The organism is Herbaspirillum aquaticum (assembly GCF_002213425.1).
GTDB classification, from domain to species: Bacteria; Pseudomonadota; Gammaproteobacteria; order Burkholderiales; family Burkholderiaceae_D; genus Herbaspirillum; species Herbaspirillum aquaticum.
Genome location: NZ_NJGV01000029.1, coordinates 34,028 through 58,460, shown reverse-complemented (window position 1 = coordinate 58,460; position 24,433 = coordinate 34,028). Strand labels below are relative to the sequence as shown.

General features: G+C 63.5%; 21 protein-coding genes and 1 other RNA gene. 14 read left to right on the top strand and 8 right to left on the bottom strand.

Annotated features, from left to right (window positions below):
• Positions 1 to 500: 500 nt before the first annotated feature.
• A complete protein-coding gene (locus CEJ45_RS22855) occupies positions 501 to 1,061 on the top strand; it encodes a DUF4337 domain-containing protein (RefSeq protein WP_088757332.1) in 561 nt (186 codons plus the stop codon).
• Positions 1,062 to 1,214: 153 nt separating this feature from the next.
• The gene (locus CEJ45_RS22850) at positions 1,215 to 2,153 is read left to right on the top strand and encodes a DMT family transporter (RefSeq protein WP_088757331.1); all 939 of its coding nucleotides are present in this window, start codon (positions 1,215 to 1,217) and stop codon (positions 2,151 to 2,153) included.
• A 19-nt stretch (positions 2,154 to 2,172) separates the two neighbouring features.
• Here CEJ45_RS22850 and tcdA read toward each other — a convergent pair whose 3' ends face one another.
• The 4 genes from tcdA to yajC form a co-directional block, all read right to left on the bottom strand.
• Entirely contained in the window at positions 2,173 to 3,021 is an 849-nt protein-coding gene (gene tcdA, locus CEJ45_RS22845; RefSeq protein WP_088757330.1) for a tRNA cyclic N6-threonylcarbamoyladenosine(37) synthase TcdA, read from the bottom strand.
• Between the two features lie 133 nt (positions 3,022 to 3,154).
• Positions 3,155 to 4,099 carry a protein translocase subunit SecF gene (gene secF / locus CEJ45_RS22840; RefSeq protein WP_006464758.1) on the bottom strand — a complete coding sequence of 315 codons (945 nt, stop codon included), beginning with the start codon at positions 4,097 to 4,099 and terminating at the stop codon, positions 3,155 to 3,157.
• Between the two features lie 70 nt (positions 4,100 to 4,169).
• Positions 4,170 to 6,074, bottom strand: a complete 1,905-nt coding sequence (gene secD / locus CEJ45_RS22835; protein ID WP_088757329.1) for a protein translocase subunit SecD — start codon at positions 6,072 to 6,074, stop codon at positions 4,170 to 4,172.
• Positions 6,075 to 6,238: 164 nt separating this feature from the next.
• On the bottom strand, positions 6,239 to 6,571 hold the full coding sequence (gene yajC, locus CEJ45_RS22830) for a preprotein translocase subunit YajC (RefSeq protein WP_088757356.1): 333 nt from the start codon (positions 6,569 to 6,571) through the stop codon (positions 6,239 to 6,241).
• 259 nt (positions 6,572 to 6,830) lie between these two features.
• Between yajC and chrA the strand changes: the two genes are divergently transcribed.
• A complete protein-coding gene (gene chrA / locus CEJ45_RS22825) occupies positions 6,831 to 8,075 on the top strand; it encodes a chromate efflux transporter (RefSeq protein WP_088757328.1) in 1,245 nt (414 codons plus the stop codon).
• Between the two features lie 23 nt (positions 8,076 to 8,098).
• Here the strand turns inward: chrA and CEJ45_RS22820 are convergent, their stop codons facing one another.
• The gene (locus CEJ45_RS22820; protein WP_088757327.1) at positions 8,099 to 8,398 is read right to left on the bottom strand and encodes a hypothetical protein; all 300 of its coding nucleotides are present in this window, start codon (positions 8,396 to 8,398) and stop codon (positions 8,099 to 8,101) included.
• Between the two features lie 363 nt (positions 8,399 to 8,761).
• Here CEJ45_RS22820 and CEJ45_RS22815 point away from each other — a divergent pair, with 363 nt between their 5' ends.
• The 6 genes from CEJ45_RS22815 to CEJ45_RS22790 all read left to right on the top strand — a co-directional run bounded on the left by CEJ45_RS22815 (position 8,762) and on the right by CEJ45_RS22790 (position 16,977).
• Positions 8,762 to 10,942, top strand: coding sequence for an ATP-binding protein (locus CEJ45_RS22815; protein WP_088757326.1), 2,181 nt, complete (start codon positions 8,762 to 8,764; stop codon positions 10,940 to 10,942).
• The gene (locus CEJ45_RS22810; protein ID WP_088757325.1) at positions 10,939 to 11,976 is read left to right on the top strand and encodes an HD domain-containing phosphohydrolase; all 1,038 of its coding nucleotides are present in this window, start codon (positions 10,939 to 10,941) and stop codon (positions 11,974 to 11,976) included. The genes CEJ45_RS22815 and CEJ45_RS22810 overlap by 4 nt, the downstream gene beginning before the upstream one ends.
• Positions 11,973 to 12,941, top strand: a complete 969-nt coding sequence (locus CEJ45_RS22805) for an HDOD domain-containing protein (protein WP_088757324.1) — start codon at positions 11,973 to 11,975, stop codon at positions 12,939 to 12,941. Before CEJ45_RS22810 ends, CEJ45_RS22805 begins: the two co-directional genes overlap by 4 nt.
• A complete protein-coding gene (locus CEJ45_RS22800) occupies positions 12,928 to 14,409 on the top strand; it encodes a PAS domain-containing sensor histidine kinase (RefSeq protein ID WP_088757323.1) in 1,482 nt (493 codons plus the stop codon). The genes CEJ45_RS22805 and CEJ45_RS22800 overlap by 14 nt, the downstream gene beginning before the upstream one ends.
• Positions 14,410 to 14,544: 135 nt before the next feature.
• Positions 14,545 to 15,156 carry a response regulator transcription factor gene (locus CEJ45_RS22795; RefSeq protein WP_088757322.1) on the top strand — a complete coding sequence of 204 codons (612 nt, stop codon included), beginning with the start codon at positions 14,545 to 14,547 and terminating at the stop codon, positions 15,154 to 15,156.
• Between the two features lie 3 nt (positions 15,157 to 15,159).
• Positions 15,160 to 16,977, top strand: a complete 1,818-nt coding sequence (locus tag CEJ45_RS22790) for an ATP-binding response regulator (protein ID WP_088757321.1) — start codon at positions 15,160 to 15,162, stop codon at positions 16,975 to 16,977.
• Positions 16,978 to 17,001: 24 nt separating this feature from the next.
• Here the strand turns inward: CEJ45_RS22790 and tgt are convergent, their stop codons facing one another.
• Together tgt and queA are read right to left on the bottom strand one after the other, a co-directional pair.
• Entirely contained in the window at positions 17,002 to 18,132 is a 1,131-nt protein-coding gene (tgt, locus tag CEJ45_RS22785) for a tRNA guanosine(34) transglycosylase Tgt (RefSeq protein ID WP_088757320.1), read from the bottom strand.
• A gap of 28 nt (positions 18,133 to 18,160) precedes the next feature.
• Complete coding sequence (gene queA / locus CEJ45_RS22780) at positions 18,161 to 19,177, bottom strand: tRNA preQ1(34) S-adenosylmethionine ribosyltransferase-isomerase QueA (RefSeq protein WP_088757319.1); 1,017 nt, start codon at positions 19,175 to 19,177, stop codon at positions 18,161 to 18,163.
• A gap of 223 nt (positions 19,178 to 19,400) precedes the next feature.
• Here queA and recG point away from each other — a divergent pair, with 223 nt between their 5' ends.
• The 5 genes from recG to ssrS all read left to right on the top strand — a co-directional run bounded on the left by recG (position 19,401) and on the right by ssrS (position 23,589).
• Positions 19,401 to 21,509, top strand: coding sequence for an ATP-dependent DNA helicase RecG (gene recG, locus CEJ45_RS22775; protein WP_088757355.1), 2,109 nt, complete (start codon positions 19,401 to 19,403; stop codon positions 21,507 to 21,509).
• 282 nt (positions 21,510 to 21,791) lie between these two features.
• Complete coding sequence (locus CEJ45_RS22770) at positions 21,792 to 22,481, top strand: tRNA-uridine aminocarboxypropyltransferase (protein ID WP_088757318.1); 690 nt, start codon at positions 21,792 to 21,794, stop codon at positions 22,479 to 22,481.
• Positions 22,482 to 22,681: 200 nt separating this feature from the next.
• Entirely contained in the window at positions 22,682 to 22,915 is a 234-nt protein-coding gene (locus CEJ45_RS22765; protein ID WP_088757317.1) for a DUF904 domain-containing protein, read from the top strand.
• On the top strand, positions 22,912 to 23,229 hold the full coding sequence (locus CEJ45_RS22760) for a cell division protein ZapA (RefSeq protein ID WP_034330349.1): 318 nt from the start codon (positions 22,912 to 22,914) through the stop codon (positions 23,227 to 23,229). Before CEJ45_RS22765 ends, CEJ45_RS22760 begins: the two co-directional genes overlap by 4 nt.
• Positions 23,230 to 23,412: 183 nt before the next feature.
• Positions 23,413 to 23,589: non-coding RNA, 6S RNA (gene ssrS, locus CEJ45_RS22755), on the top strand.
• A 99-nt stretch (positions 23,590 to 23,688) separates the two neighbouring features.
• Here the strand turns inward: ssrS and nrdR are convergent.
• Positions 23,689 to 24,168: a transcriptional regulator NrdR gene (nrdR, locus tag CEJ45_RS22750; RefSeq protein ID WP_088757316.1), complete on the bottom strand. Its 480-nt coding sequence runs from the start codon at positions 24,166 to 24,168 to the stop codon at positions 23,689 to 23,691.
• Between the last annotated feature and the right edge of the window lie 265 nt (positions 24,169 to 24,433).

Here is a 24,433-nt window from a genome sequence, read left to right as displayed (position 1 = left end):
CCTGGCGGGCGGCGGCTTGATGATTCGGCAATAGACTGACTGCGTTCTGCTACGGCGCCACGACGCCGTACTGCGGGGCCAGCCTGGCCTTGTCCCGGTCGTGCTTGCGAAGAACCATTAATGTAATTGATCAATAACGATCATGTGATTGTCTTTTTGTATAACGTCAGTCAATAAATCCAATCCCGCAAATTCAGAATTTGTGGCTCAACAGTGTAGCCAAAGACAACTGGACTTGCAGGAGTCGCAATCTGGGCGGACCTTGCTACCCTCCCCCCGGGGACCGGTCCGGCGGTTTGCGCGCAAGCCGTGAGGAAATGCGAATGTTTTACCCGAACATTGCCCGTTGGTGCAATTATCCCTGAGGATAGGACGCACCCGCCCTACGGGAAAAGACGAGTTTCGTGATGATTCAGGTCAACCGATGTGCATGTGAATCGTTGTTGAAACGCTGCCCAATTGCCGGGCCGGCCTCCTTTGCTCCCATACCAACAACGATCATGACGGAAACCACCGAAAACCTGGAACACGCCGAGCACGCCCATGCCTCCGGCAACAAGAAGCTGGCCCTGCTCATCGCCATCCTGGCGCTGGTGCTGGCCATTACCGAAACCCTGTCCAAGTCGTACCAGACCGAAGTCATCCTGAAGCATCAGGAGGCGGCCAACCTGTGGTCCTTCTTCCAGGCCAAGTCGGTACGCGGCAATGCGGCGCAGCTGGCCAAGCAGCAACTGACCCTGCTGGGCAATCCCAAGGATGAACGCATCAGCGCGGCCGTGGCCAAGCTCGACGACGCCATCGCCCATTACGACAGCGACGAGAAGAGCGGCGAAGGCAAGAAGGAGCTGTCCCACAAGGCGCGCGCAGCCGAGCATGAGGCGCATGCCTACATGGAGAAATACGAGAAGATGGAAATGGCCGCGGGTATGCTGCAAGTGGCCATCGTCCTGGCGTCGGCCACCATCATCACGGGCGTCGCCGTGCTGGCCTACCTGTCGATGGGTATTGGCGTGGTGGCGCTGGCCTTTATCGGTGCGGGCCTGTTCGGCGCCATCGTCTGACGGTCACGCTGGTTGCAGGCAAACGCCGGCGTCATGCCGGCGTTTTCGTTTCCGCCCTCGCCCGCCACAAGAAATCCGTAGCCTGCAACAATCCTTCCTGCGCCCGCTGCGGCATACTGCCCCACTTCGCAACATGGCTGGCTTTGATTCCCGATGAGTTCCAACGCGATCCTGCAAGGCATCTTCTATGGCGCACTGGCCGGTGCGGCCTGGGGCCTGGTGTTCCTCGCACCTGAACTGACCCGCGCCTTCTCGCCCTGGCAACTGACGGCCGGGCGCTATCTCGCCTATGGACTGTTCGCCGCACTGCTGATCGCACCGCGCATCAGGAAGCTGCTGCCCCACCTGGGCCGCGCTGAATGGCGCGCGCTGGTGTGGCTGAGCCTCCTGGGCAACGTGGTGTATTACGTCTTCCTGGCCAGTGCCGTGCAACTGGGCGGCATGGCGATGACTTCGCTGGTGATCGGCTTCCTGCCGGTGGCGGTGAGCATCATCGGCAGCCGCGGGCATGGCGCGGTCTCGCTGCGCAAGCTGGCGCCGTCGCTGGGGCTGGGCCTGGCGGGGATTGCCTGCGTCGCCTGGCAGTCGCTGGCCGGGTCGGCTGGAGGCGATATGAAGCAAAGTATCATCGGCTTCTTCTGCGCCCTGGCCGCATTGGTCTCCTGGACGACCTATGCGGTCGGCAACAGCCGCTGGCTGGGACGCCTGCATGAAGTTTCTGCGCATGACTGGAACCTGCTGATCGGTGTGGTCACGGGGCTGCTGTCGCTGTTCATCGCAGTGCCCGCCTTCACGGTGATGCTGCAGCCGCATCCGGGCAGCGAGTGGATGCATTTCGTGGCGGTGTCGGCGGGCGTGGCCATCTTTGCCTCGTTGTTCGGCAATGCCTGCTGGAACAAGGCCAGCCGCCTGCTGCCGCTGACCATGATCGGCCAGATGATCCTGTTCGAGACCCTCTTCGCCCTGCTCTACGGCTTCCTCTGGGAACAGCGCTGGCCGACCCTGCTGGAGATCGCAGCCATGGTGCTGGTCACCGTCAGCGTGCTGCTGTGCGTGTCCGCGCACCGGGTCGATGAGGGCGGCGGGCACTGAGCTGGCCCCGCCCCTTTTGTCAGCTGGCCTTCCCGGCCAGCTTTTTCAGGACATGCGCTGCGGCCACCAGGCCGAAGCTGGCCGTGACCACCATGGCCGAGCCGAAACCGGCGCAATTCAATCCTGTCACGCCGGCTTGCGTGCTGTCGGCGGCATCCTCGCCCACATCCAGGTCTTCACCCGGTGCGATCTCGCAGGCCTCGCCCTCGGCCAGTTCAGGGAAACGCAGCGGTTCGGTGGAGAACACGGCGTCAATGTGGAATTTGTTCTTGGTCCCGCGCGGGAAACCATGCTGTGAGCGCAGGCGCTTGCGCACCTTGGCCAGCAGCGGTTCCTGCTCGGTGCGGCAGAGATCACGGATCTCGATTTGGGTCGGATCGATCTGCCCGCCGGCGCTGCCGATGGTGACCATGGGCATGCCGTTCTGGCGGCACCAGGCGATCATGGCCACCTTGGCCGGGACGTTGTCGATGGCGTCGATGACGTAATCGAAACGGCCGCCGCCCAGCATCTGCTCCACGTTCTCCGGATCGACGAAATCCTCCACCTCGGTGACCACGCAGGTCGGATTGATCTGCCTGATGCGCTCGTGCAGGGCCGTCACCTTGGCCTGTCCCAGCGTGCCGGTGAGCGCATGGATCTGGCGATTGACGTTGGATTCGGCCAGGTTGTCCAGGTCGATCAGGGTCAGGTGGCCGATGGCGCTGCGGGCCAGCGCCTCGACGATCCACGAGCCTACGCCGCCGACCCCGACCACGCATACGCGCGCCTGGCGGAAAGCTTGCAAGCCGGCCGCGCCATAGAGACGTGCCACACCGCCGAAGCGGCGTTCATAGTCGATATCGTTCAGATCGATGGATGGGGTCATGATGAAAAATCTGGAATGCCGTGATGTGCAGTGATGAACTGCCGCATTATCCCGCCTTTGCGGGCCTCTCATGAAAAAGGGCCGCTGCGCGAACGCGGCGGCCCTTCCTGTGCAACGCAGTTGAATCCGGGAATCAGACCACTGCGCCGCCGTTCTCGTCCTTGACCTTGACCGGCTTGATCAGGTCTTCGCGCTTCACGCCCAGCCACATGGCCAGGGCTGCCGCCACGAACACCGACGAATAGATACCGAACAGGATGCCGATGGTCAGCGCCAGCGCAAAATAGTGCAGCGTCGGGCCACCGAAGAAGAACATCGCCAGCACCATCATTTCCGTGCTGCCGTGGGTGATGACGGTACGCGACATGGTGCTGGTGATCGCGTGGTTCAGTACTTCGGGCGCGGAGAGCTTGCCGAAGCGGCGGTCCCGGAAGGCTTCGCGCACCCGGTCGAACACCACCACCGACTCGTTGACCGAGTAACCCAGCACGGCCAGGATGGCGGCCAGCACCGTGAGCGAGAACTCCCACTGGAAGAAGGCGAAGAAGCCCAGGATGATGATGATGTCGTGCAGGTTGGCGATCACTGCCGCCACCGCGAACTTCCATTCGAAGCGGAAGGCCAGGTAGATCACGATGCCCAGCACCACCATGCCCAGGGCCAGCAGGCCATCATGGGCCAGCTCGTCACCCACCTGGGGACCGACGAATTCCACGCGCTGCAGGCGCACGTCCGGATCATCAGCCTTCAGGGCGGCATTGACCTTCTCGCTCTGCTGGCTGGCGTTCACGCCGGCTTGGGCGGGCAGGCGGATCATGACGTCCTGGGCAGTGCCGAAGCTTTGCACCAGGGTGTCGCGGTAACCCAGTCCCTCAATGGACTTGCGGATCTTCTCCAGGTCAGCCGGCTTGTTGTAGGCCACTTCCATGACCGTGCCGCCGGTGAATTCGATGGAGAAGTGCAATCCCTTGGAGAACAGGAAGAACACCGCGGCCACGAAGGTCAGTGCCGAGATCGCATTGAAGATCAGGGCATGACGCATGAAGGGAATGTCTTTTTTGATGCGGAAAAATTCCATCACTATCCTTTCGGTGCCGGCGCCGCCTTCAACGGGGCGCCCGGCTCAAATCTGGCTGTGCTGCTGATGATTACTTGGCGTCGCGCTTGGCCTGTGCCTTGCCGGAGGTCGAGAGCACGTCACCCTCGGGCTTCCAGATCTGGCCGATGGCCAGGCCGGACAGGCGCTTCTTGCGGCCATACCAGAGGTTGACCACGCCGCGCGAGAAGAACACGGCCGAGAACATCGAGGTCAGGATGCCCAGGCAGTGCACCACGGCAAAGCCGCGAATCGCGCCGGAACCGAAGATCAGCAGCGCCAGGCCGGCGATCAGGGTGGTCACGTTGGAGTCCAGGATGGTCGCCCACGCGCGATCGAAACCGGCAGCAATGGCTGCCTGCGGCGAATTGCCTGCGCGCAGTTCCTCACGGATGCGTTCGTTGATCAGCACGTTGGAGTCGATCGCCATACCGAGCGCCAGCGCGATGGCGGCAATACCCGGCAGGGTCAGCGTGACCTGCAGCGTGGACAGCAGCGCCACCAGCAGCAGCACGTTCACCGACAGCGCCAGGGCGCTGAAGAAACCGAACAGCTGGTAGTAGATCACCATGAAGACGGCCATGGCCAGGAAGCCATACAGCACCGAATCAAAGCCCTTCTTGATGTTGTCGGCACCCAGTTGCGGGCCGATGGTGCGCTCTTCGATGATGTCCATCGGTGCGGCCAGCGAACCGGCACGCAGCAGCAGGGCCAGGTCGCTGGCGGCTTCGGGCGAACCCATGCCGGTGATCTGGAAGCGCGAACCCAGTTCGGAGCGGATGGTGGCTACGGTCAGGACTTCGCCCTTGCCCTTTTCGAACAGGACGATGGCCATGGCTTTGCCGACCTTGTCACGGGTGGCTTCGCGCATCTTGCGGCCGCCATCGCCGTTCAAGTCGATGCTCACCGCCGGCTGGTGGTTTTCATCGAAGCTGGCCGAGGCGTTGGAGATGTAGTCGCCGGTCAGCACCGGTTCCTTGTTCAGGACCACGGGCGCGCCCTTGCCGATCTTGAACAGTTCGGAGCCGAAGGGGATGGCCGAGGTTTCTTCGGTGCCGCGCACCACGCTCTCATCGACCATGCGCACTTCCAGGGTGGCGGTACGGCCGATGATGTCCTTGGCGCGCGAGACGTCCTGCACGCCCGGCAGCTCGACCACGATGCGGTCGGCGCCCTGGCGCTGGATCAGCGGCTCGGCCACGCCCAGTTCGTTGACGCGCTTGGACAGGGTACTGATGTTCTGCTTGACGCCGTCTTCCTGGGTCTGCTTCAGGGCTTCCGGACGCAGGGTGGCGATGAGCTTGAGGTCATCGCCGCTGCCGGCGTCGGTGAGCAGCATTTCCTGCAGTTCGCCCAGGGCGGCGCGGGCCTTGTTGCGGGTATCGGCATCGCGGAAGGAAATCTCGATGCTGTCGCCGGAGCGGTTGATGCCGCTGTGGCGGATGTTCTTGTCACGCAGCAGGCTGCGCACGCTCGCTTGCATGCCTTGCAAGCGCTTGTTCAGGACCGCCTTGATGTCGACCTGCATCAGGAAGTGCACGCCGCCGCGCAAGTCCAGGCCCAGGTACATCGGGAAGGCGTGCAGGCTTTGCAGCCATTGCGGGGTGTTGGGCAGCAGGTTGAAGGCGACGATGTAGGTCGGGTCGCTGGGGTCGGTGTTGAGTTCCTTCTCCAGCAGGGCCTTGGCCTTGAACTGGATGTCGGTGGTGGCAAAGCGGGCACGCACCGACGGCTGCGAACCGGCATTGTCGAACGCCACGCTCTCTGCGCCGAGATTGCCTTGTTTCAGGATCTGATCGACACGGCCGGCCACGGCAGGCTCGACCTTCAGGGTCGACTTGGCACTGCTGATCTGTACCGCGGGGGATTCGCCGAAGAAGTTCGGGACGGTATAGATCACGCCGAACAGCAGGGCCAGGACGATCAGTGCGTATTTCCAGAGAGAGTAACGATTCATGGTCTTGTGCTTCTTGCTTGCGGGAGAGGGCGGCAGGGACCTGCCACCCTGTTCAGAACGCTCGCCAGGAACCGGAAGTTTCTGCGCGCCGTTCTAACGACATGGGCGCATCAGCGATGCGCCCATGGGTTCGCCGGTTCAGGCCGGCCAACCGGTGAGGCCGATTACAGGCCCTTGATGGTGCCCTTGGGCAGCAGGGTGGTGACAGCGCCCTTTTGCACGATGACTTCGGTGCCTTCGGAGACTTCGATGGTAATGTAGCCATCGGCCACCTTGGTGATGCGGCCCAAGAGACCACCGGAGGTGACGACTTCGTCGCCCTTGCCCAGTGCGTCCATCATGGCTTTCTGTTCTTTCTGACGCTTCATCTGCGGGCGGATCATCAGGAAATACAGGACCACGAACATCAGGATGATCGGCAGGAAGCTGGCCAGGTTGCCCATCGCGCCACCAGGGGCTGCTGCGGCCGTTTGCGCGTATGCGTCGGAAATAAACACGTAAGGCTCCAAAGGTTGATTGAAAAATAGCCCTGCATTCTAGCACTGCGCAGGCACCAAACCGCCAAATCGGGATGCATTGCCGCAGATCAAGGGGGAACCGGGCAAAATCGGGCTTTTTTATCACCTGCGCAGACTGAAAAAGCGGCGTATCCCGCATGAAATGGCTGGCAGCATGAAAAAAACTTCATTTCGCCCTCAAGCCGCCTCTAATATAGGCGCCACCCGGACTCCCCGGACACCCTGCCCCGACCACCGCATGCCTGCCTCCCCTGCTCCCGTACCCGCCGCTCACTCTGCCTTGCCAAGCGCGCCCCGCCAGTCTGCCTGGTCCCTGTTCATGATCTTCCTCCGACTGGGACTGACCTCCTTTGGCGGGCCAGCCGCCCATCTCGGCTACTTCCGCCATGAATTCGTGGCACGGCGGCGCTGGCTGACCGAACAGACCTATGCCGACCTGGTGGCCATGTGCCAGTTCCTGCCCGGCCCCTCCAGCAGCCAGGTCGGACTGGCCATCGGCCTGGTCCGGGGCAGCTATCGTGGTGCCCTGGCGGCCTGGCTGGGTTTTACGCTGCCCTCCGCGCTGCTGCTGATGGTGGTAGCGTTGTCGGTGCTGGAGGATGCGCATTGGCTCTCCGGGGACGTGGTGCACGGCCTGAAGATCGTGGCCGTGGCCATCGTGGCGCAGGCGGTGTGGGGGATGGCGCAGACACTGTGCCGCGGACCGGTGCGGCTGGCCATCATGATGCTGGCTGCGCTGGCGGCCTGGCAGCTGCAGGGCAGCCTGGTGCAGCTGGGAGTGATCGTGGCGGCCGGCCTGGCCGGACGGCTGCTGCTGCACGGACCACAGGTTGCACTGCAGGAACACCTGCCGCTGGTGGTCAGCCGCCGTACGGGTCGCGCCTGCCTGCTGCTGTTCTTCGTCCTCCTGGCCGGCATACCGCTGGTGGCTGCGGTCTATCCGGCGGCGTGGCTGCAGCAGGTCAACATCTTCTATCGCGTCGGCTCACTGGTCTTCGGGGGCGGGCATGTGGTGCTGCCGCTGTTGCAGGCCGAATTGGTACCCACGGGCTGGGTGAACAAGGACGTCTTCCTGGCCGGCTATGGCGCGGCCCAGGCAATTCCCGGCCCGCTCTTCACGCTGGCAGCCTATCTGGGGGTGGTAATGTCCTCCTGGCCCAACGGCGTGGCCGGCGGCCTGCTGTGCCTGCTGGCCATCTTTGCGCCCTCGTTCCTGCTGGTGACCGGGCTGCTGCCGTTCTGGGATGGCGTGCGTCGCCAGGCCGCGATGCAGGCGGTGCTGGCTGGCGTCAATGCCGCAGTCGTGGGACTGCTGCTGGCGGCGCTCTACCAGCCGGTCTGGACCAGCGCCATCTTCAGCGCGCGCGACCTGCTCATTGCCATCGTCGCCTTCGCGGCACTGGTCTGGCGCAAGTGGCCGTCTTGGGCGGTTGTGCTGCTGGCTGTACTGGCGGCCACGCTTGCCCCGCTGGCAGGCCTGTGAAAGCAGCTGGCGCGCCACCCGCTTCAGTAGACCACCAGCACCGAACGCTCCTGCTGGTTCACCAGCAGCAATGCACGCCCGTCGGGACTGCCGGAGGGCACCGCGCCACAGGTATTGGACACGGCAGCGACACCATTGATGACGCTGACCACCACATTGCAGCGCGTGGCCACCAGCACCGAGATCGCCAGCTTGGCCGTGGTCGCCGCATGCAGGTGCGGCCAGGTCCAGCAGCCGAGCGTCAGCAAGATCATGGCAGCGATCCAGCGCAGCAAAACAGGGCGGCTCAGCCGCGTGTAACCCGTTGAGAGAGGGGAATTCATCTTGCAGGCTCCTTGGAGGTTAGCCACTGCATGTTTTTTGTGAACTGTCACTCTAAATAAATTAATCGAATAAATCAATAAAATTAATTTACACAGAAAAAATAACAATATTGATCGCATCAGGCTGAACAAAAATCCCCGGCCGCCTTGGTTTCTTGGTGCAAAAAACTAGATGTTGTTTGGAATGCAAGCTCAACATTCTGCCGCTTTTTGACCACAGGCGCACTCAATCTGCTGAAACAAATAAAACAGTTTTAGCAATTAAATTATCGATTCGTTATAATTGATTCCAATCAAAACGCCTGCGCCTTCTTGCGTCGGCGTGCAACATTCACCGGAACCGGGAACCATGGAGACAAACTCGTGACACCAGGGCACACCCCCAGCCAGGCACGGCAGCGGCCGCGCGACGGTCGCCTGCTGCTGGCGCTGGCCGAGGCCGGCTTTGCCGTTCTGGCGGTAGCCGCGCTGTGGCAGACCGACCTGCCGGCCTGGCTGATCCTGGGTCTGCTGGCGTTGTGGCTGGTGCGCGCACTGATCCTGCTGCGCCTGCTGCGCGACAACCAGCGCGCCGCGCGCAACCTGGTGCTGGCCAAGGAAGCGGCCGACCAGGCCATGCTCACGCGCGGCGCCTTTCTCTCGACCATGAGCCATGAAATCCGCACCCCCATGAATGCGGTGCTGGGCATGGCAGGCCTGTTGCGCAGCACTCGCCTGGATACGCAGCAGGCCGAGTTCGCCAAGGCGATCGAGGATTCGGCCCATGCCTTGCTGGGCATCGTCAATGACGTGCTGGATTTTTCCAAGATCGATGTCGGCAAGATGGATATCGCCGTGGTCGAGTTCGATCTGCTGGAAGTGGTGGAGGCCAGCACCGAAGCGCTCTCCTTCAAGGCCCGCGAGAAGCGCGTGCGCTTGCTGGCCCATGTGGATCCGCGCCTGCCGCTGCGGCTGCTGGGAGACCCCGGACGCATCCGCCAGGTGCTCCTGAACCTGCTGGGCAATGCGCTCAAGTTCACCCACGTGGGTGAAGTGCTGCTGCGGGTCCAGGCGCTACATGTCTCGGGGGACCACTGCCGGGTGCATTTCGAGGTGCGCGACAGTGGTATCGGCATGGATGACGATACGTTGCGCCGGCTCTTCTCACCGTTTTCACAGGCCGACAATTCGGTCACGCGCCAGTACGGTGGCACCGGCCTGGGGCTGTCGATCTGCAAGCGCCTGGTCGAACTGATGGGCGGCCAGATCGGCGTGGAGAGTACGCCGGGCAACGGCTCCTGCTTCTGGTTCGAACTGGGCATTCCCGTGGCGCAACCTGCGCAGTTCGCCGTGCGCGCGCATGCAGCGAAAAAACGACAGGTGGCCCTGCTCGAAACGCATGATGCCAGTGCTGCCATGCTGCACGAATACCTGCGCGCCGCAGGATTGGAGACGGTACGTTACAGCAGCGCCAGCGACGCCCTGGCGGCCTTGACCGGCCCGGCGGCCACGGCCAGCGGCATCGATACCCTGATCGTCAGCAGCGAGATCCGCGATGTGCCACCGGCGGCGGTGCTGGCGCGCATGCACGCTGAAAGACCGGCAGTCACGTGCGTGCTGCTTGACCACGGCGTACACGGCCTTAATATAGACGGAACATTAACGTCGGCAGCGCTGCAGTTGCCGCTGCGCAAGCAGCAATTGCTGCGCGCGGTCCATCTGGTGCCGGCGGAGAAGGCAGCCGCGCCAGCACAGGCGCCTTCCGGCCGCCTGATCAGGGAATCATCGCAAAAGGGGCAACAAGGGCGGCAGGAGCAGCACGAACTCCTGCTGGTGGAAGACAACGTAATGAACCAGAAGGTGGCGGTATACCAGCTCAATGCCATGGGCTACGCGGTCGATATCGCCTCCAACGGTGCGGAGGCGCTCGAAAAGCTGGCGCAGCGCGCTTATGCGCTGATCCTGATGGATTGCCAGATGCCGGTGCTGGATGGCTACGAAACCACGCGCCGTATCCGGCGCCTGCAGGGCGAGCTGGCCCATACCCCCATCGTCGCGATGACCGCCAATGCCATGGCGGGCGACCGCGAACAATGCCTGGAGGCGGGTATGGACGACTATCTGACCAAGCCCTTGCTGCGCTCGCAACTGGCAGCGATGCTGGAGCACTACCTGCCGGCCGCGCCAGCCGCGCAAGGCGATGCCGGCGCGGCGCCGGTGGTGCTCGACGAGCGCCGCTTGCAGGAACTCTTTGGCGACGACACCGCACTGGCTGGCGAAATGCTGGACATGTTCATCGAGCACACCACGCCGGTGATGGACGAACTGGCCCGGCATTGCCAGGCTGCTGATCCGCTGCTGGGCGAGATCCAGGCGCTGGGCCACCGGCTGGCGGGCAGTTGCCTGAACCTGGGCATCCAGTCGCTGGGCGAGACCGGACGTCAAATGGAAATCGCGGCACGCCAGGGGGACCTGGCGCAAGTCCGTACGCTGGCCGAAGAGTGCGCGCGCGCCTTCGCTGCCTTGCGAGAACAGATACAAGAGAGGGGCCGGGGGAACACATGAAGATTCTGATCGTCGACGACGACAAGACCAATCTGTCGCTATTCACGCACATGCTGGCGCAACTGCCGGATACCAGCATCAGCACCTGCCCGGACGCCTTCGAAGCGCTGGACTGGTGCGGTAGCCACGATCCCGACCTGATCCTGCTGGACTACATGATGCCGGGCATGGATGGCCTGGACTTCCTCTCGCGTTTTCGCGCCATGCCGGGACAGGAAATGACGCCGGTCATCATGATCACCGCTGACATGGGGCTGCAAGTACGCCACAAGGCGCTGCAGATGACGGCCAATGACTTCCTCTCCAAGCCGGTGAACAGGGTGGAGCTGCTGGCACGCGTGAAGAACATGCTGGCCATGCGCAAGTCGCAGCTGGCCATGAGCCAGAAGATCGAGCACCTGTCCGAAGAGGTGGAACAGAAGGCGCAGCAGAGCACCAGCCTGGCGCTCAATTCGGTGGACCTGCTGGCGCGCGCAGCCGGCTACCGGGACCCCGAAACGGGCGAACACCTGGTGCGCATGTCCAACTACACCCGCATCATCGCCGCCCATCTCGGCTTGCCCAAGGAGGAGCAGGACCTGCTGCTGGCCGCCTCCCCCATGCACGACATCGGCAAGATGGGCATCCCCGACCACATCCTGCTCAAGCCCGGACGGCTGGACGAAGAAGAACTGAAGGTCATGCGCCTGCACGCCCAGATCGGCGCCGACATCCTGCGCGCCAGCCCGTCAGCGCTGCTGCAGACAGCCTCCCGGATCGCCGAGACGCACCATGAGAAATGGGATGGCAGCGGCTATCCCAATGCGCTCAAGGGCGAAGATATCCCGCTCTACGGGCGCATCGTGGCGGTGGCCGACGTGTTCGACGCGCTGACCTCCTCGCGTCCCTACAAAAAAGGCTGGAGCCTGGAAGACGCCGCCCGTTATCTGCGCGACAATGCGGGCAGCCACTTCGATCCGCGCTGTGTAGAGGCCTTCTTTGCCGGATGGGAGGAAGTGGTCGACATCTACAACCGCAACCAGGACAGCAAATGATGCTCACCTTTGTTGAACCCACCCTGTTCGAGAAGCTCAGGAGCGCGCAAGCCCTGCCTTCGCCGGGGGGGGTGCGCCTGACCATCATGCGCATGTGTGCGCAGGATGATCCCGACATGCATGAACTGATCCATCTGGTCCAGGGCGACCCGGCCCTGTCCGGACGCATCATCCGCATCGTCAACGTACTCAATGCCGACCGCGTGCGCCCGATTGCCTCGGTCAGCATGGACAGCATGCTGCTGGTCGGCCTGCAGGCCGTGCGCCAGCTTGCCCTGGCGCTGTCGCTCGCAGAGACCACGGCCCCCGCCTCCTGCGCGAACTTCAAGCTGCCGGCCTTCTGGGCGCACAGCTTCGCCATGGCCTGCAGCGCCCAGGCCATCAGCAGCCACACGCGCGTGGCTCCCCTGGGAGAAATGTTCACCACGGGTCTGCTGGCCAACATCGGCAGGCTGACCCTGGCCTCGGCCCATCCGGCCGGCTACTCGTCGCTGCTGACGCGCCCGCTGGAGCCTTCTGGTCAACTGGCGATGGAGCAGTCGCTGTTCGGCTTCAACCACCTCAATATCGCAGCAGCCCTGATGCAGGACTGGAAGATTCCGGAACTCTTCTGCGACGCCGTGCTGCACTACGAAGCGCCGCCCCTGCCGCAGGAATGGCCGGTGCCGCGCCCGCTGGAAATCATCTGGACCCTGTACCTGTCGGCCGCCATGGCCGAACTGGGCTGCGGCACGCCCCAGGTCGCCGAGGCGGCCCTGCCCAAGATCGCCCGGGCGCTGCCGCACCTGCAGCTGGCACCGCACGATTTCCCCGAGCTGTATCAGGTGGCCGGCGAAGACTGGCAGGACTGGACCCAGACCATGCACCTGAGCGCCAGGAGCCTGTGGCAAGGGTTGCCGACCCAGGTTCACGACAAACTGCTGCGCCTGCAAGAGGCGGTCGGCGACGGCAATGCAGCAGCTTGAACGACTGCTGCTCAGCGAGGCGCCCGATGCCTATGTCCTGATGGACATGCAGGGAGGGGTCGTCTACTGGAACCGCTGCGCCGAACAGATCTTCGGCTACAGCGGCCAGGAAGTGCTGGGCCAGCATCTGTCGGACTTCATCGTGCCGCCCGAGCGGCGCGCCGAGGAAGAGCGGGTGTTCGCTGATACGCTGGCGCTGGGCCGGGCCGAATGCCAGTCCATCCGCCGCCGCAAGGATGGCTCCCTGCTGCACCTCTCGGTATCCAACAAGCTGCTGCGCGATGACCGCGGCCAGCCGCAATACGTACTCTCCTGCAAGCGCGACATCAGCCAGGCCACCGTCCTGCGCGACATCAGCCTGATCGCCGCCAGTGTGCACGGGCTTTACGATTCGCTGCCGGACGGCATCCTCGTGGTCAATGCGCTGGACCGTTTGGTGCTGGTCAATCGCCGCGCGGGCGAGCTCTTCGGCTGGGAAGTGGCCGACCTGACGGGGCGCGCCATCGACGTGCTGATTCCGCAGCGCTTCCTGGCCATGCATGCGCAGAACCTGGCCAACTACTTGTCCGGCCGGGCCGCTCCGGCCAGCAACCCGACCCCTGAACTGTGCGGCCTGAAACGCGATGGCGGCGAATTCCCGGTCGACGTCAGCCTGAGCCCGCTGGTCATCGAAGGCGAAACCTTCCTCATGATTGCAGTGCGCGACATCAGCGACCGCAAGCGCATCGAGCAAGACCTGGCCGAGAAAAACCGCGCCTTGGTGGAGGCCGTGGAATCGCGCGACCGTTTCCTGGCCAACACCTCGCACGAGCTGCGCACGCCCTTGAACGCCATCCTCGGCTTCACCGAAATCCTGCTCACGCGCATGGGCGGGCCGCTGACGGCCGAGCAGGAGCAGCAGCTGCAGACCGTGCACGACAGCGCCCAGCACTTGCTGGGACTCATCACCAGCCTGCTGGACGTCTCCCGCATGGAAGCCGAGGAGGAAGACCTGATCCCCGAGGCCCTGCTCTGTTCCGAACTGATCGAGGAGGCGGTGGCGGCAATGCGCCCGGCGGCCACCAAGAAGGGCTTGCAGCTGAGCCTGGCGCCGTATGCCGGCGAAGTGCGGATCCACGCCAACCGCCGCGCCCTGGCGCAAATCCTGCTGAACCTGGTGAGCAATGCCGTCAAGTTCACCGAGCAAGGCCAGGTGCAGGTCAAGCTGCGCCAGCAGCACCAGGGCGAAAGCCTCACCAGCTGGATTGATGTGATCGATACCGGCTGCGGCATCAGCGAGCAGGACCAGCAAAAGCTCTTTCGTGCCTTCACCCAGCTCGATGCCAAGCCCTCGCGCAAGCATGAGGGCATGGGCCAGGGCCTGTACCTGAGCCAGAAGCTGGCCCACCTGATGGGCGGCACCATCACCGTGCAAAGCCGGCCCGGCGCGGGCAGCCGCTTCACCCTCTGCCTCGAAGAAGGCGCCTGAAGCCGCAGCAGCACCTGCTACCTCATCACAACGTGCGTCATTGCCCCACAACAGCGTAGAATCGCGGCACAACAAAAACAGTTTCCGGGAGCCGCCGACGATTGTGCGGATGCGGCTTCGGGAGGGGTTCCCAACATGCCGACTTCACGCCTGCTGATCATTGACGATCACGCACTCTTTCGTTGCGGCCTGCGGCTGGTACTGCAGGCGGCTTTGCCACACACCAGCATCGCCGAGGCCGCCTCGCTGGAGGACGCCATGCGCCTGGACGACGGCCAGCCCCCCGGCATGGTGCTGCTGGACATCCAGCTGGGCGGACTCAATGGTATCGACGGCATGTCGGTGCTGGCACGCAAGTGGCCGCAGGTGCCGGTCATCATCCTCTCGGCCGACGATACCGACGAGACCGTACGCGAAGCGACCCGGCGCGGGGCGGCGGCCTTCGTCTCCAAAGCCGCCACCGCCGAGCACATCCTGAAGGTGCTGCTGGAAGTGGCCGGTAGAGGGCATGCGATGGCGGCACCCGCGGTAGAGTCCGACGATACCGGCAAACCCCAGTTCACGCCGCGCCAATACGAGGTACTGGGCTTGCTCAGCCAGGGCTTGACCAACAAGGCCATCGGGCGCCGCCTGAACCTGTCCGAAAACACCATCCGCGGGCATGTCCAGGCCATCCTGCTGGCCCTGGATGTGGACAACCGGGCCGAAGCCGCCTTCGCCGCACGCCGGCGCGGGCTGGTGAGCTAGCGCATGAAAGACGGTACGGCCCTGCAGGGTGCACCGGTCCACGCTGTGGCTGAAGACACGCTGCATCGCGTGCGGGTCGAACAGGTTCGCCTGTTGTGCGGCAACCTGGGCAGCTCGGTCTTGCCGGGCATCCTGGTGGCGCTGCTGGTGGCCTACGCCCTGCGCGCCAGCGCAGGACTATGGCCGCTGCTGGGCTGGGCCGGCGTGGTGATTGCCTCCAAGCTGTTCGACTACGCCGATGCCCGGCGCATGCTGGACATGGAGATCACCCCGGCCAACATCGGCCAAGTCACGCGCCGCCTGGTGGTACTGCATGGCATCGACGGCGCCGCCTGGGGGCTCCTGGCCCCGCTGGCGCTGGACACCGCCAGCCCCGGCGGCAGCATCCTGCTCATCGGGGTGCTGGCGGGGGTGGCGGGCAATTCCATGTCCATCCTCTCGCCGGTGATGCCGGCCTTCGTTTCCTTCTGCCTGGTGGAGTTGGGCATGCTGGCGACCAGTGCCTGGCATACCCACGAAAACGCGCTGCAAGTGCTGGCGGTGGCCGCCCTGCTCTATGTGGCTTCGCTGCTGGTCCAGGCGCGCAACAGCGCACGCGCGGCGCGTGCGGCCATCATGCTGCGCTTCGAGAACAATGCGCTCATTGAGCGCCTGCAGCGCGAATCCGAAAAAACCCAGCAAGCCCTGCAGCAGGCCGAACAGGCCAATGCCGCCAAGTCGCGTTTCCTGGCCGGTGCCAGCCACGACCTGCGGCAACCCATCCATGCCCAGGGTCTGTTCCTTGAGGTGCTGTCCAATACCCCGCTCGATCCGATGCAGCGCGAGGTGGTCGGCCGCCTGCGCAGTGCCGCCGACAATTGCGCCGACATGCTGCATACACTGCTGGACTACTCCCGCATCGAAGCCGGCGTGGTGACTCCCCAGGTCGCCCCCTTCCGCGTGCAGGCACTGCTTCATCGCATCAGCCGCGAGATGGCCGCGCAGGCTGAAGCCAAGGGTCTGGTCTTTCGCACCCGCGAGAGCCAGGCCGTCGCCAGTGCCGACGCCGGGCTGACCGAGCTGATCCTGCGCAATCTGGTGTCCAATGCGATTCGCTATACCGAACAGGGCGGTATCTTGATGGCCTGCCGCCATCGTGGCAGCCAGGTGTGGCTGGAGGTGTGGGATACCGGCATCGGGATCGCGCCGGAGCAGCAGCAGGAAATCTTCCGCGAGTTCCACCAGCTGGGCAATCCGGAACGCGATCACAACAAGGGCATGGGACTGGGACTGGCCATTGCCGAGGGATTGGCAAAGATGCAGGGCTTGCAGCTCACGGTACAGTCGCTGCCCGGACGCGGGAGCGTCTTCAAGCTGCTGCTGCCCGCAGCGGTCATGCCGCAGAAGGTGCCTGCGCCCGCCCCCGTAGCGTTGCACAAGGCACAGCGCGACCTGCATGGATTGCGCATCCTGTTGATCGAGGACGACCAGCGGGTACGCGACAGCATGGCGCAGCTACTGACCCAATGGGGTTGCCAGTGCGTCGCGGTGGAAGGACTGGACGAGGCCCAAACCCTGGCGGGCACACAGGAATTCGACGTGGTCATCAGCGACTACCGCCTGCGCGCACACCGCAATGGCACCGAGGCCATCGCAGCAGTGCGGCAAGCCAGCCAGCGCCATGTCGGTGCGCTGCTCATCACCGGCGATACGGCACCGGCCAGGTTGCGCGAGGCCAGCGAAAGCGGCATTCCCATGCTGCACAAGCCGGTGGCGCCGGGGCAATTGTGGGAGGCCCTGCTGCGCCTGGCGCCAGGCGCGCAGCAGGCGCAGCCGGGCTGATGCAACAGCGCCGGCCCGTGGTTATCAGTCCACGCCGCGGGCGCGGTCTTCCTTGAATTTCTTGACGAACGCCTGGAAGGTGCCAGCGTCGATGGCGTCGCGCATCTCCTGCATCAGTTGCAGGTAGTAGTGCAGGTTGTGCACGGTGTTCATGCGGGCACCCAGGATTTCACCGGCGCGATGCAGGTGGTGCAGGTAGGCGCGCGAGAAGTTCTTGCAGGCGTAGCAGTCACAGCTCTCGTCGAAGGGACGGTCGTCGTTCTTGTACTTGGCGTTCTTGATCTTGACGTCGCCGTAGCGCGTGAAGATCCAGCCGTTGCGGGCATTGCGGGTCGGCATGACGCAATCGAACATGTCCACACCGTTGGAGACGCCTTCCACCAGGTCTTCCGGCGTGCCCACGCCCATCAGGTAGTGCGGCTTGTCGGCCGGCAGGCGCGGGCCAACATGTTCCAGCACGCGCATCATGTCTTCCTTGGGCTCGCCCACCGACAGGCCACCGATGGCGAAACCATCGAAGCCCAGTTCTTCCAGGCCGGCCAGCGATTCATCGCGCAGGCCTTCGAACATGCCGCCCTGGACGATGCCGAAGAGCGCATTCGGGTTCTCGCCGCGATCGAATTCATCCTTGGATCGCTTGGCCCAGCGCAGCGACATGCGCATGGACTTGCCGGCCTCTTCACGGGTGGCGGGACGGCCATCGATCTCGTAGGGCGTGCATTCGTCGAACTGCATGACGATGTCCGAATTGAGCACGCGCTGGATCTGCATGGATATCTCTGGCGAGAGGAACAGGCGGTCACCGTTGATGGGTGAAGCAAAGTGCACGCCCTCTTCCGTGATCTTGCGCATCTCGCCCAAGGAAAACACCTGGAAGCCGCCGGAGTCGGTCAGGATGGGCTTGTCCCAGCCGATGAACTTGTGCAGGCCACCGAATTTGCTGACCACCTCCAGCCCCGGACGCAGCCACAGGTGAAAGGTATTGCCGAGGATGATCTGGGCGTTGATTTCCTTCAGTTCCAGCGGCGACATGGCCTTGACCGAACCATAGGTGCCCACCGGCATGAAGATGGGGGTCTCGACGGTGCCGTGGTTCAGTTTGACGCGGCCGCGGCGGGCCTTTCCGTCGGTTTTCAGCAGGGTGAATTCCAGCATGGTGCTCTCTGTTTTCTTTCCGGGTTTCTCAGGTACGGGTCAGCAGCATGGCATCGCCATAGCTGAAGAAACGGTATTTGTGTGCAATGGCGTGCGCATAGGCCGCGCGGATGTGTTCATAGCCGGCGAAGGCTGACACCAGCATCAGCAGGGTCGACTTGGGCAGGTGGAAGTTGGTCACCAGCTGGTCGACGGTCTTGAAGGTGTAGCCGGGCGTGATGAAGAGCTGGGTGTCATCACTGCCGGCCTTGAGCTCACCGCTCTGCGAACCGGATTCCAGGGCGCGCATGCTGGTGGTGCCGACTGCAATGACACGGCGCCCTGCCGCCTTGGTGGCACGCACGGCCTCTACCGTCTCGGGAGAGATGGTGTACCACTCGCTGTGCATCTTGTGCTGCGACAGGTCTTCCACCCGCACCGGCTGGAAGGTGCCGGCACCCACGTGCAGGGTCACGAAGGCCTGCTTGACGCCGCGTGCGGTCAATTGCTGCAGCAGGGCTTCATCGAAGTGCAGGCCGGCAGTCGGTGCGGCCACGGCGCCGGGTTCCTTGGCGTAGACGGTCTGGTAGCGCGTCTCGTCATAGGCATCGGCCTCGTGGTCGATGTAGGGCGGCAGCGGCAAGCTGCCGTATTGCTCCAGCAACTCAAAGGCATCGGCCGGGAAATGCAGGGTAAAGAATTCGCCGAAACGTTCACCTACGGTCACATCGAAGGCATCGGCCAGGCGGATCCGGGTACCCGGTGGCGGCGACTTGGAAGCCCGTACCTGGGCGTGGACGGTGCGCGCATCGAGGATGCGCTCGACCAGGGCCTCGATCTTGCCGCCGGTTTCCTTCACACCGAACAGGCGCGCCTTGATGACGCGGGTATCGTTGAAGACCAGCAGGTCGCCGGGTTGCAGCAGATCGACGATGTCGGAGAAGCGGCGGTCGGTCAGTTGCGCACCTTGCACCTGCAGCAGGCGCGAGGCGCTGCGCTCGGCCAGCGGGGTCTGGGCGATCAGCTCGGGGGGGAGCTCGAAATCGAAGTCGGATAATGAGTACATGCGCGAGTACAAGCTTGCAAAATAATGATGGAGGCGATGCGCGCGGCGGCGGCAGACGGACTGGCGCCGGGCGTTCCCGGGCAAGAACTGTTGCCGGCGGGATTGATACTGTAAATATTCACAGTAAAATAGCGTAACCCGCTATTTTACGCTGTCTGCGCGTTTTTCCCATATGCGCGTGCGGCTAACCATTATGGCCCTCCGTCCAACCAACGCCGACCGCATGCCCGCTACCGCGAAGAAAAACAGCCCGCCGGCCTCGAAGAAAAAGGCCGCTCCCGCTTCCAAGGCCGCCGCCAAGCCCGAAAACAAGCTGGCCAAGCTGGGCCTGCACAACGACATGGACCTGGTGCTGCACCTGCCGCTGCGCTACGAGGACGAAACCACCCTCATGAGCATCGCCGAGGCCTCCCTGCGGGGCCTGCAGACGGTGCAGGTAGAAGGCGTGGTCACCGCCTGCGACGTGCAGTTCCGCCCGCGCCGGCAATTGATCGTGACGGTGGGGGACGACAGCGGGCAGTTGACCATGCGCTTCATCAACTTCTACGGCAGCCAGACCAAGCAGCTGGCCGAAGGCACCCGGGTGCGGGTGCGCGGGGAATTGCGGCATGGTTTCTTCGGCGCCGAGATGGTCCATCCCTCTTACAAGGTGGTCAACCAGGGCGCACCGCTGCCCGATGTCCTCACGCCCGTCTACCCGGCTGGCGAAGGCCTCTCGCAGGCCTATCTGCGCAAGGCCATCGCCAACGCCATGAGCCGGCTGGACTGGAGCGATACGCTGCCGCCGTCCATGCTGGAGACCCTGAACCTGGCCGGCTTCGAACCGTCGGTGCGGCTGCTGCACAATCCGCCGCCGGACGTGGATGAACATGCCCTGATCGAACGTTCACATCCTGCCTGGATCCGCATGAAGTTCGATGAATTGCTGGCCCAGCAGCTCTCGCTCAAGCGCGCCCAGGCCGCGCGCCGGGCCAAGACCTCGCGCGCTTTGCCCGTGACGGGACGCGTGACCGAGGAACTGACCAAGGTCCTCCCCTTCCAGCTGACCGCTGCCCAGCAGCGCGTACTCGAAGAAATCCGCGCTGACCTGCGCCAGTCCTTCCCCATGCAGCGCCTGCTGCAGGGCGATGTCGGCAGCGGCAAGACGGTGGTGGCCGCGCTGGCCGCCGCCCAGGCCATCGACAGCGGCTGCCAGGCGGTGCTGATGGCACCGACCGAAATCCTGGCCGAACAGCATTTCCGCAAGATCGCGGCCTGGATGGAGCCGCTCAACGTGGGCGTAGCCTGGCTCTCGGGCAGCCAGAAGAAAAAGGAAAAGACCGAGGCCCTGGCCCACATCGAATCCGGCGCGGCACGCCTGGTCATCGGCACGCATGCGCTGATCCAGGACACGGTGCAATTCGAGAACCTGGGCCTGGTGATCGTCGATGAGCAACATCGCTTCGGCGTGGGCCAGCGCCTGGCCTTGCGCAACAAGAGCTTCAATCCGGCCGATCGCGAGGCGGCTGCCGTGCCGCACCAGCTGATGATGTCGGCCACTCCCATTCCGCGCACGCTGGCGATGACCTATTACGCCGATCTGGAAGTCTCGGTAATCGATGAACTGCCGCCAGGGCGCTCCCCCATCGTCACCCGCGTGATCGACCAGAACCGCCGCGATGAAGTCATCGAACGCGTGCATGCGGCGGCACTGGAAGGCAAGCAGATTTATTGGGTCTGCCCGCTGATCGAGGAATCCGAGGCTTTGCAATTGCAGACTGCGACCGACACCCATGCCGCCCTCTCGGCGGCCCTGCCGGACCTGCAGATCGGCCTGGTACACGGCCGCATGAAACCGGTGGAAAAACAGATCGTCATGGAGGGTTTCAGCCGGGGTGCCATCCACCTGCTGGTGGCGACGACCGTCATCGAAGTCGGTGTGGACGTGCCCAACGCCTCGCTGATGGTGATCGAGCATGCCGAGCGTTTTGGCCTGTCGCAGCTGCACCAGCTACGCGGACGTGTAGGTCGGGGCTCGGCGGCCAGCGTGTGCCTGCTGCTGTACCAGGGACCGCTGGGCGGCACCGCCAAGCAGCGGCTGGCAACCATGCGCGAAACTACCGACGGCTTCGAGATCGCCCGGCGCGACCTGGATATCCGCGGACCCGGGGAATTCCTGGGGGCCAGGCAGTCGGGCGAGGCGATGCTGCGTTTCGCCGACCTGGCGACGGACCAGTGGCTGGTGGAAAAGGCCCGCGATACCGCCCAGGCCTTGCTGCAACACGCCCCCGACATTGTCGACCGCCATCTGGCACGCTGGCTGGGCGGACGGGAAGATTTCCTGAAGGTATGACCTGCCCATCTGGGCAGCAGCGGCCACCAGCAAAGCTTTCCAGCATCTCTCACGCGGCGGGCCAGTGCAAGGGCTGCAAACCCAAATCAGCAAAATGCCAACCACATTTCCGCAATAATCGAGAATTTCTTCGCTTTATGTCGATTGACTGACAGCAGCACTGAGTCCAATCTACGGCCCACGATGAACGGGATCACGAAGGGGTGGCGCGGCGCACGCCGGATTGCAGCCGCCTTCCCGTTCTGCAAGGTGACCATCGCTAACTACAGAAGGCTGAACATTTTGGTTTCCAACCACGATCAACAATTGGCCCGCAGGCTGCTCTGCCCGATCTGCCAGAGGGCGCTGACGGCATGCATCTGCCACTGGACCTCCCCCATCGATCACGCTGTCGATGTGCTGATCCTGCAGCACCCGCTCGAAGTGAACAACGCCAAGAACAGCGTTCGGCTGCTGCACCTGAGCCTGCCCTACAGCAAGCTGGCGGTCGGCTCCGCCTTCGATCCGGAGGAATTGCAGGCGATGCTGCACGCGCCGTCCCGCCTGCGCAACGTGCCCCCCGGCGAGACGGTGCACCCGGTCCTGCTGTACACGGATGACGTCTGTACCCCCGAGACGCGTTATTTCGATGCGCGCACCATGATGGTGGACAAGCAGGAAGTACTCAAGCGTATCCGCCTGGTGATCATCGATGGCACCTGGCGCAAGAGCCGCAAGATGCTGTTCGAAAACCCGATCCTGCAGACCCTGCCGCGCATGATGCTGATCGACACGCCGACGTCCCGCTACACCATCCGCAAATCGCACAAGCCCGAGCAACTGGCCACCCTGGAGGCGACCGGCTACGCGCTCATGCAACTGGAACGCAACAGCGAGAAATACCATCCCCTGCTGACGGCCTTCGACAACTTCGTGCTGCAACAAGGCTATATGCGCATGCACGGACAGGCCACGCGGCGCAGCGACAAGTAACCGCAATGCGGCGCCCTGCGCCGGGAACCAAACCCGGCCGGCGCTGACCAAACCCATCCGGCCGCTCCGTGCGGCCGTTCTTGTTCAGGTGGCGCGGCAATGCGCTTATAATTGTGCGATTGAGATGCCGTGATCCTGAACATCTCTGACACACGCTGGCGCCCGCTGGCGTCATCCCATTCCTGCGAACAAATCAACACATGAGTTCCGAATTCCTGCAACTGGCTGAAAAAGTCACTCAGCTCGCCAAGCTGGCACAAGGCCTGCGCGAAGAAAATGCCGAGCTGCGCCGGAAAGTCAAACTGCTCTCCGAAGACAACACCACCCTGCTCTCCCGCGTGGACCAGGCCTACGACCGCGTGGCCGCTGTCCTGGCGCAACTGCCGGTAGCCGAAGTGGAAGAAGCGGCTGCGGCCGATGAGGAGGCTGCATGAGCACCATCCAGATCAACGCCATGATCATGGGCCAGTCCTATACCCTGGCCTGCCAGGAAGGCGAACAGGCCGCGCTGCATCATGCAGTCGCCTACCTCGACCAGAAGATGCGTGCCATCCGCGACGCCGGCCGCATCAAGGGCACTGATCGCATCGCCGTGATGGCGGGACTTGGCATCGCCGCCGAGTTGCTGAGCATGCAACGCGCTGAAGGCCCCTTCGCCGGCCTGACCATTGCCCAGTGGCAGCAGCAGATTGCCGCCATCACCGAAGTGGTGGACCAGGCACTGGCACCGCAGGAGAAGTTGTTCTGAGCACCCTGTCAGGATCTTGCTGACAGCGCAGATCCTGTGCCCTGACGTCGATGAAACGGCTGCCTTGCGCAGCCATTTTGTTTTGCACTCCCGCTACGATGCGGGCCAGGAAATCCGGTTACAAAATCGCGGATTTATTTTTGAGGAAGGTCTTGGAGGACGAACATGAATGGGTTAGACTTCGTACTCCTGCCGTGTTCGCGATTGCCATATATTCCTTGAACCATTTACGAGCATAGGCTGTGGGATCGTTCGATGGGCGTGAGCGTCGCTAGTCCGATGAACCCGAAATTGAACTACCGCAGCCAACTTGAACCGTCAGGTTCAGGATGCCGGCACAGCGGCACAGGCGGGACTTGGATTGAAGAAAAACGGCTGCATTCGCAGCCGTTTTTTTATGCCCGTTCGCTGGCGACACCGGGACATAGGGACCCAACAGACAGGCCCTCTGCGCCGCACTCAGCTCTCGCGCTTTTTCGCGCCCTTGCGCTCCAGCCCCACTTCATCGATCACATCCTGGAATTCGGTCACGTCCTCGAAGCTCTTGTAGACCGAGGCAAAGCGGATATAGGCGATCTTGTCCAGCCGCTTCAATTCGCGCATGACCAGCTCCCCGACCTGCGCCGACATCACCTCACGCTCGCCGCTTTGCAGCAGCTTGTCCTGGATGCTCTGGATGGCCATGTCGACCGCCTCGGCTGAGACCGGGCGCTTGCGCAAGGCCAGCATCAGGCTGCCGCGCAGCTTGGCCGGATCGAAATCGGTGCGGCTGCCATTCTTCTTGACGATCACCGGCATGGTCAGCTCGATGCGTTCGTAGGTGGTGAAGCGCTTGTCGCAATTGCCGCAGCGGCGGCGGCGGCGGATGGAATGGCCGTCTTCGGACAGGCGCGTATCCAGCACCGGGGTGTCTTCGTGATTGCAGAATGGGCACTTCATGGTGGCTGTGATCTGGTTGAACTGAACAATGAGGGCCTGGCCCCCGGGACTTCGCTGGCACGCTGCATGCATGCTGTAGCAGGCTCGCCAGTGTTGCATCCGGACATCGCCGGCACCATCGTATGGTAGTGCAAACACCAGGGTCCAATAAGCGACGGCGCCCGCGGGAACGGGCGCCGTCAGCAACATCTTCCTGCACTTCGGAAATTTCCTGGTTTTTGCAGGAAACTTCACACCGGCCCGAAACGGGCCAGCCCTTCCAACC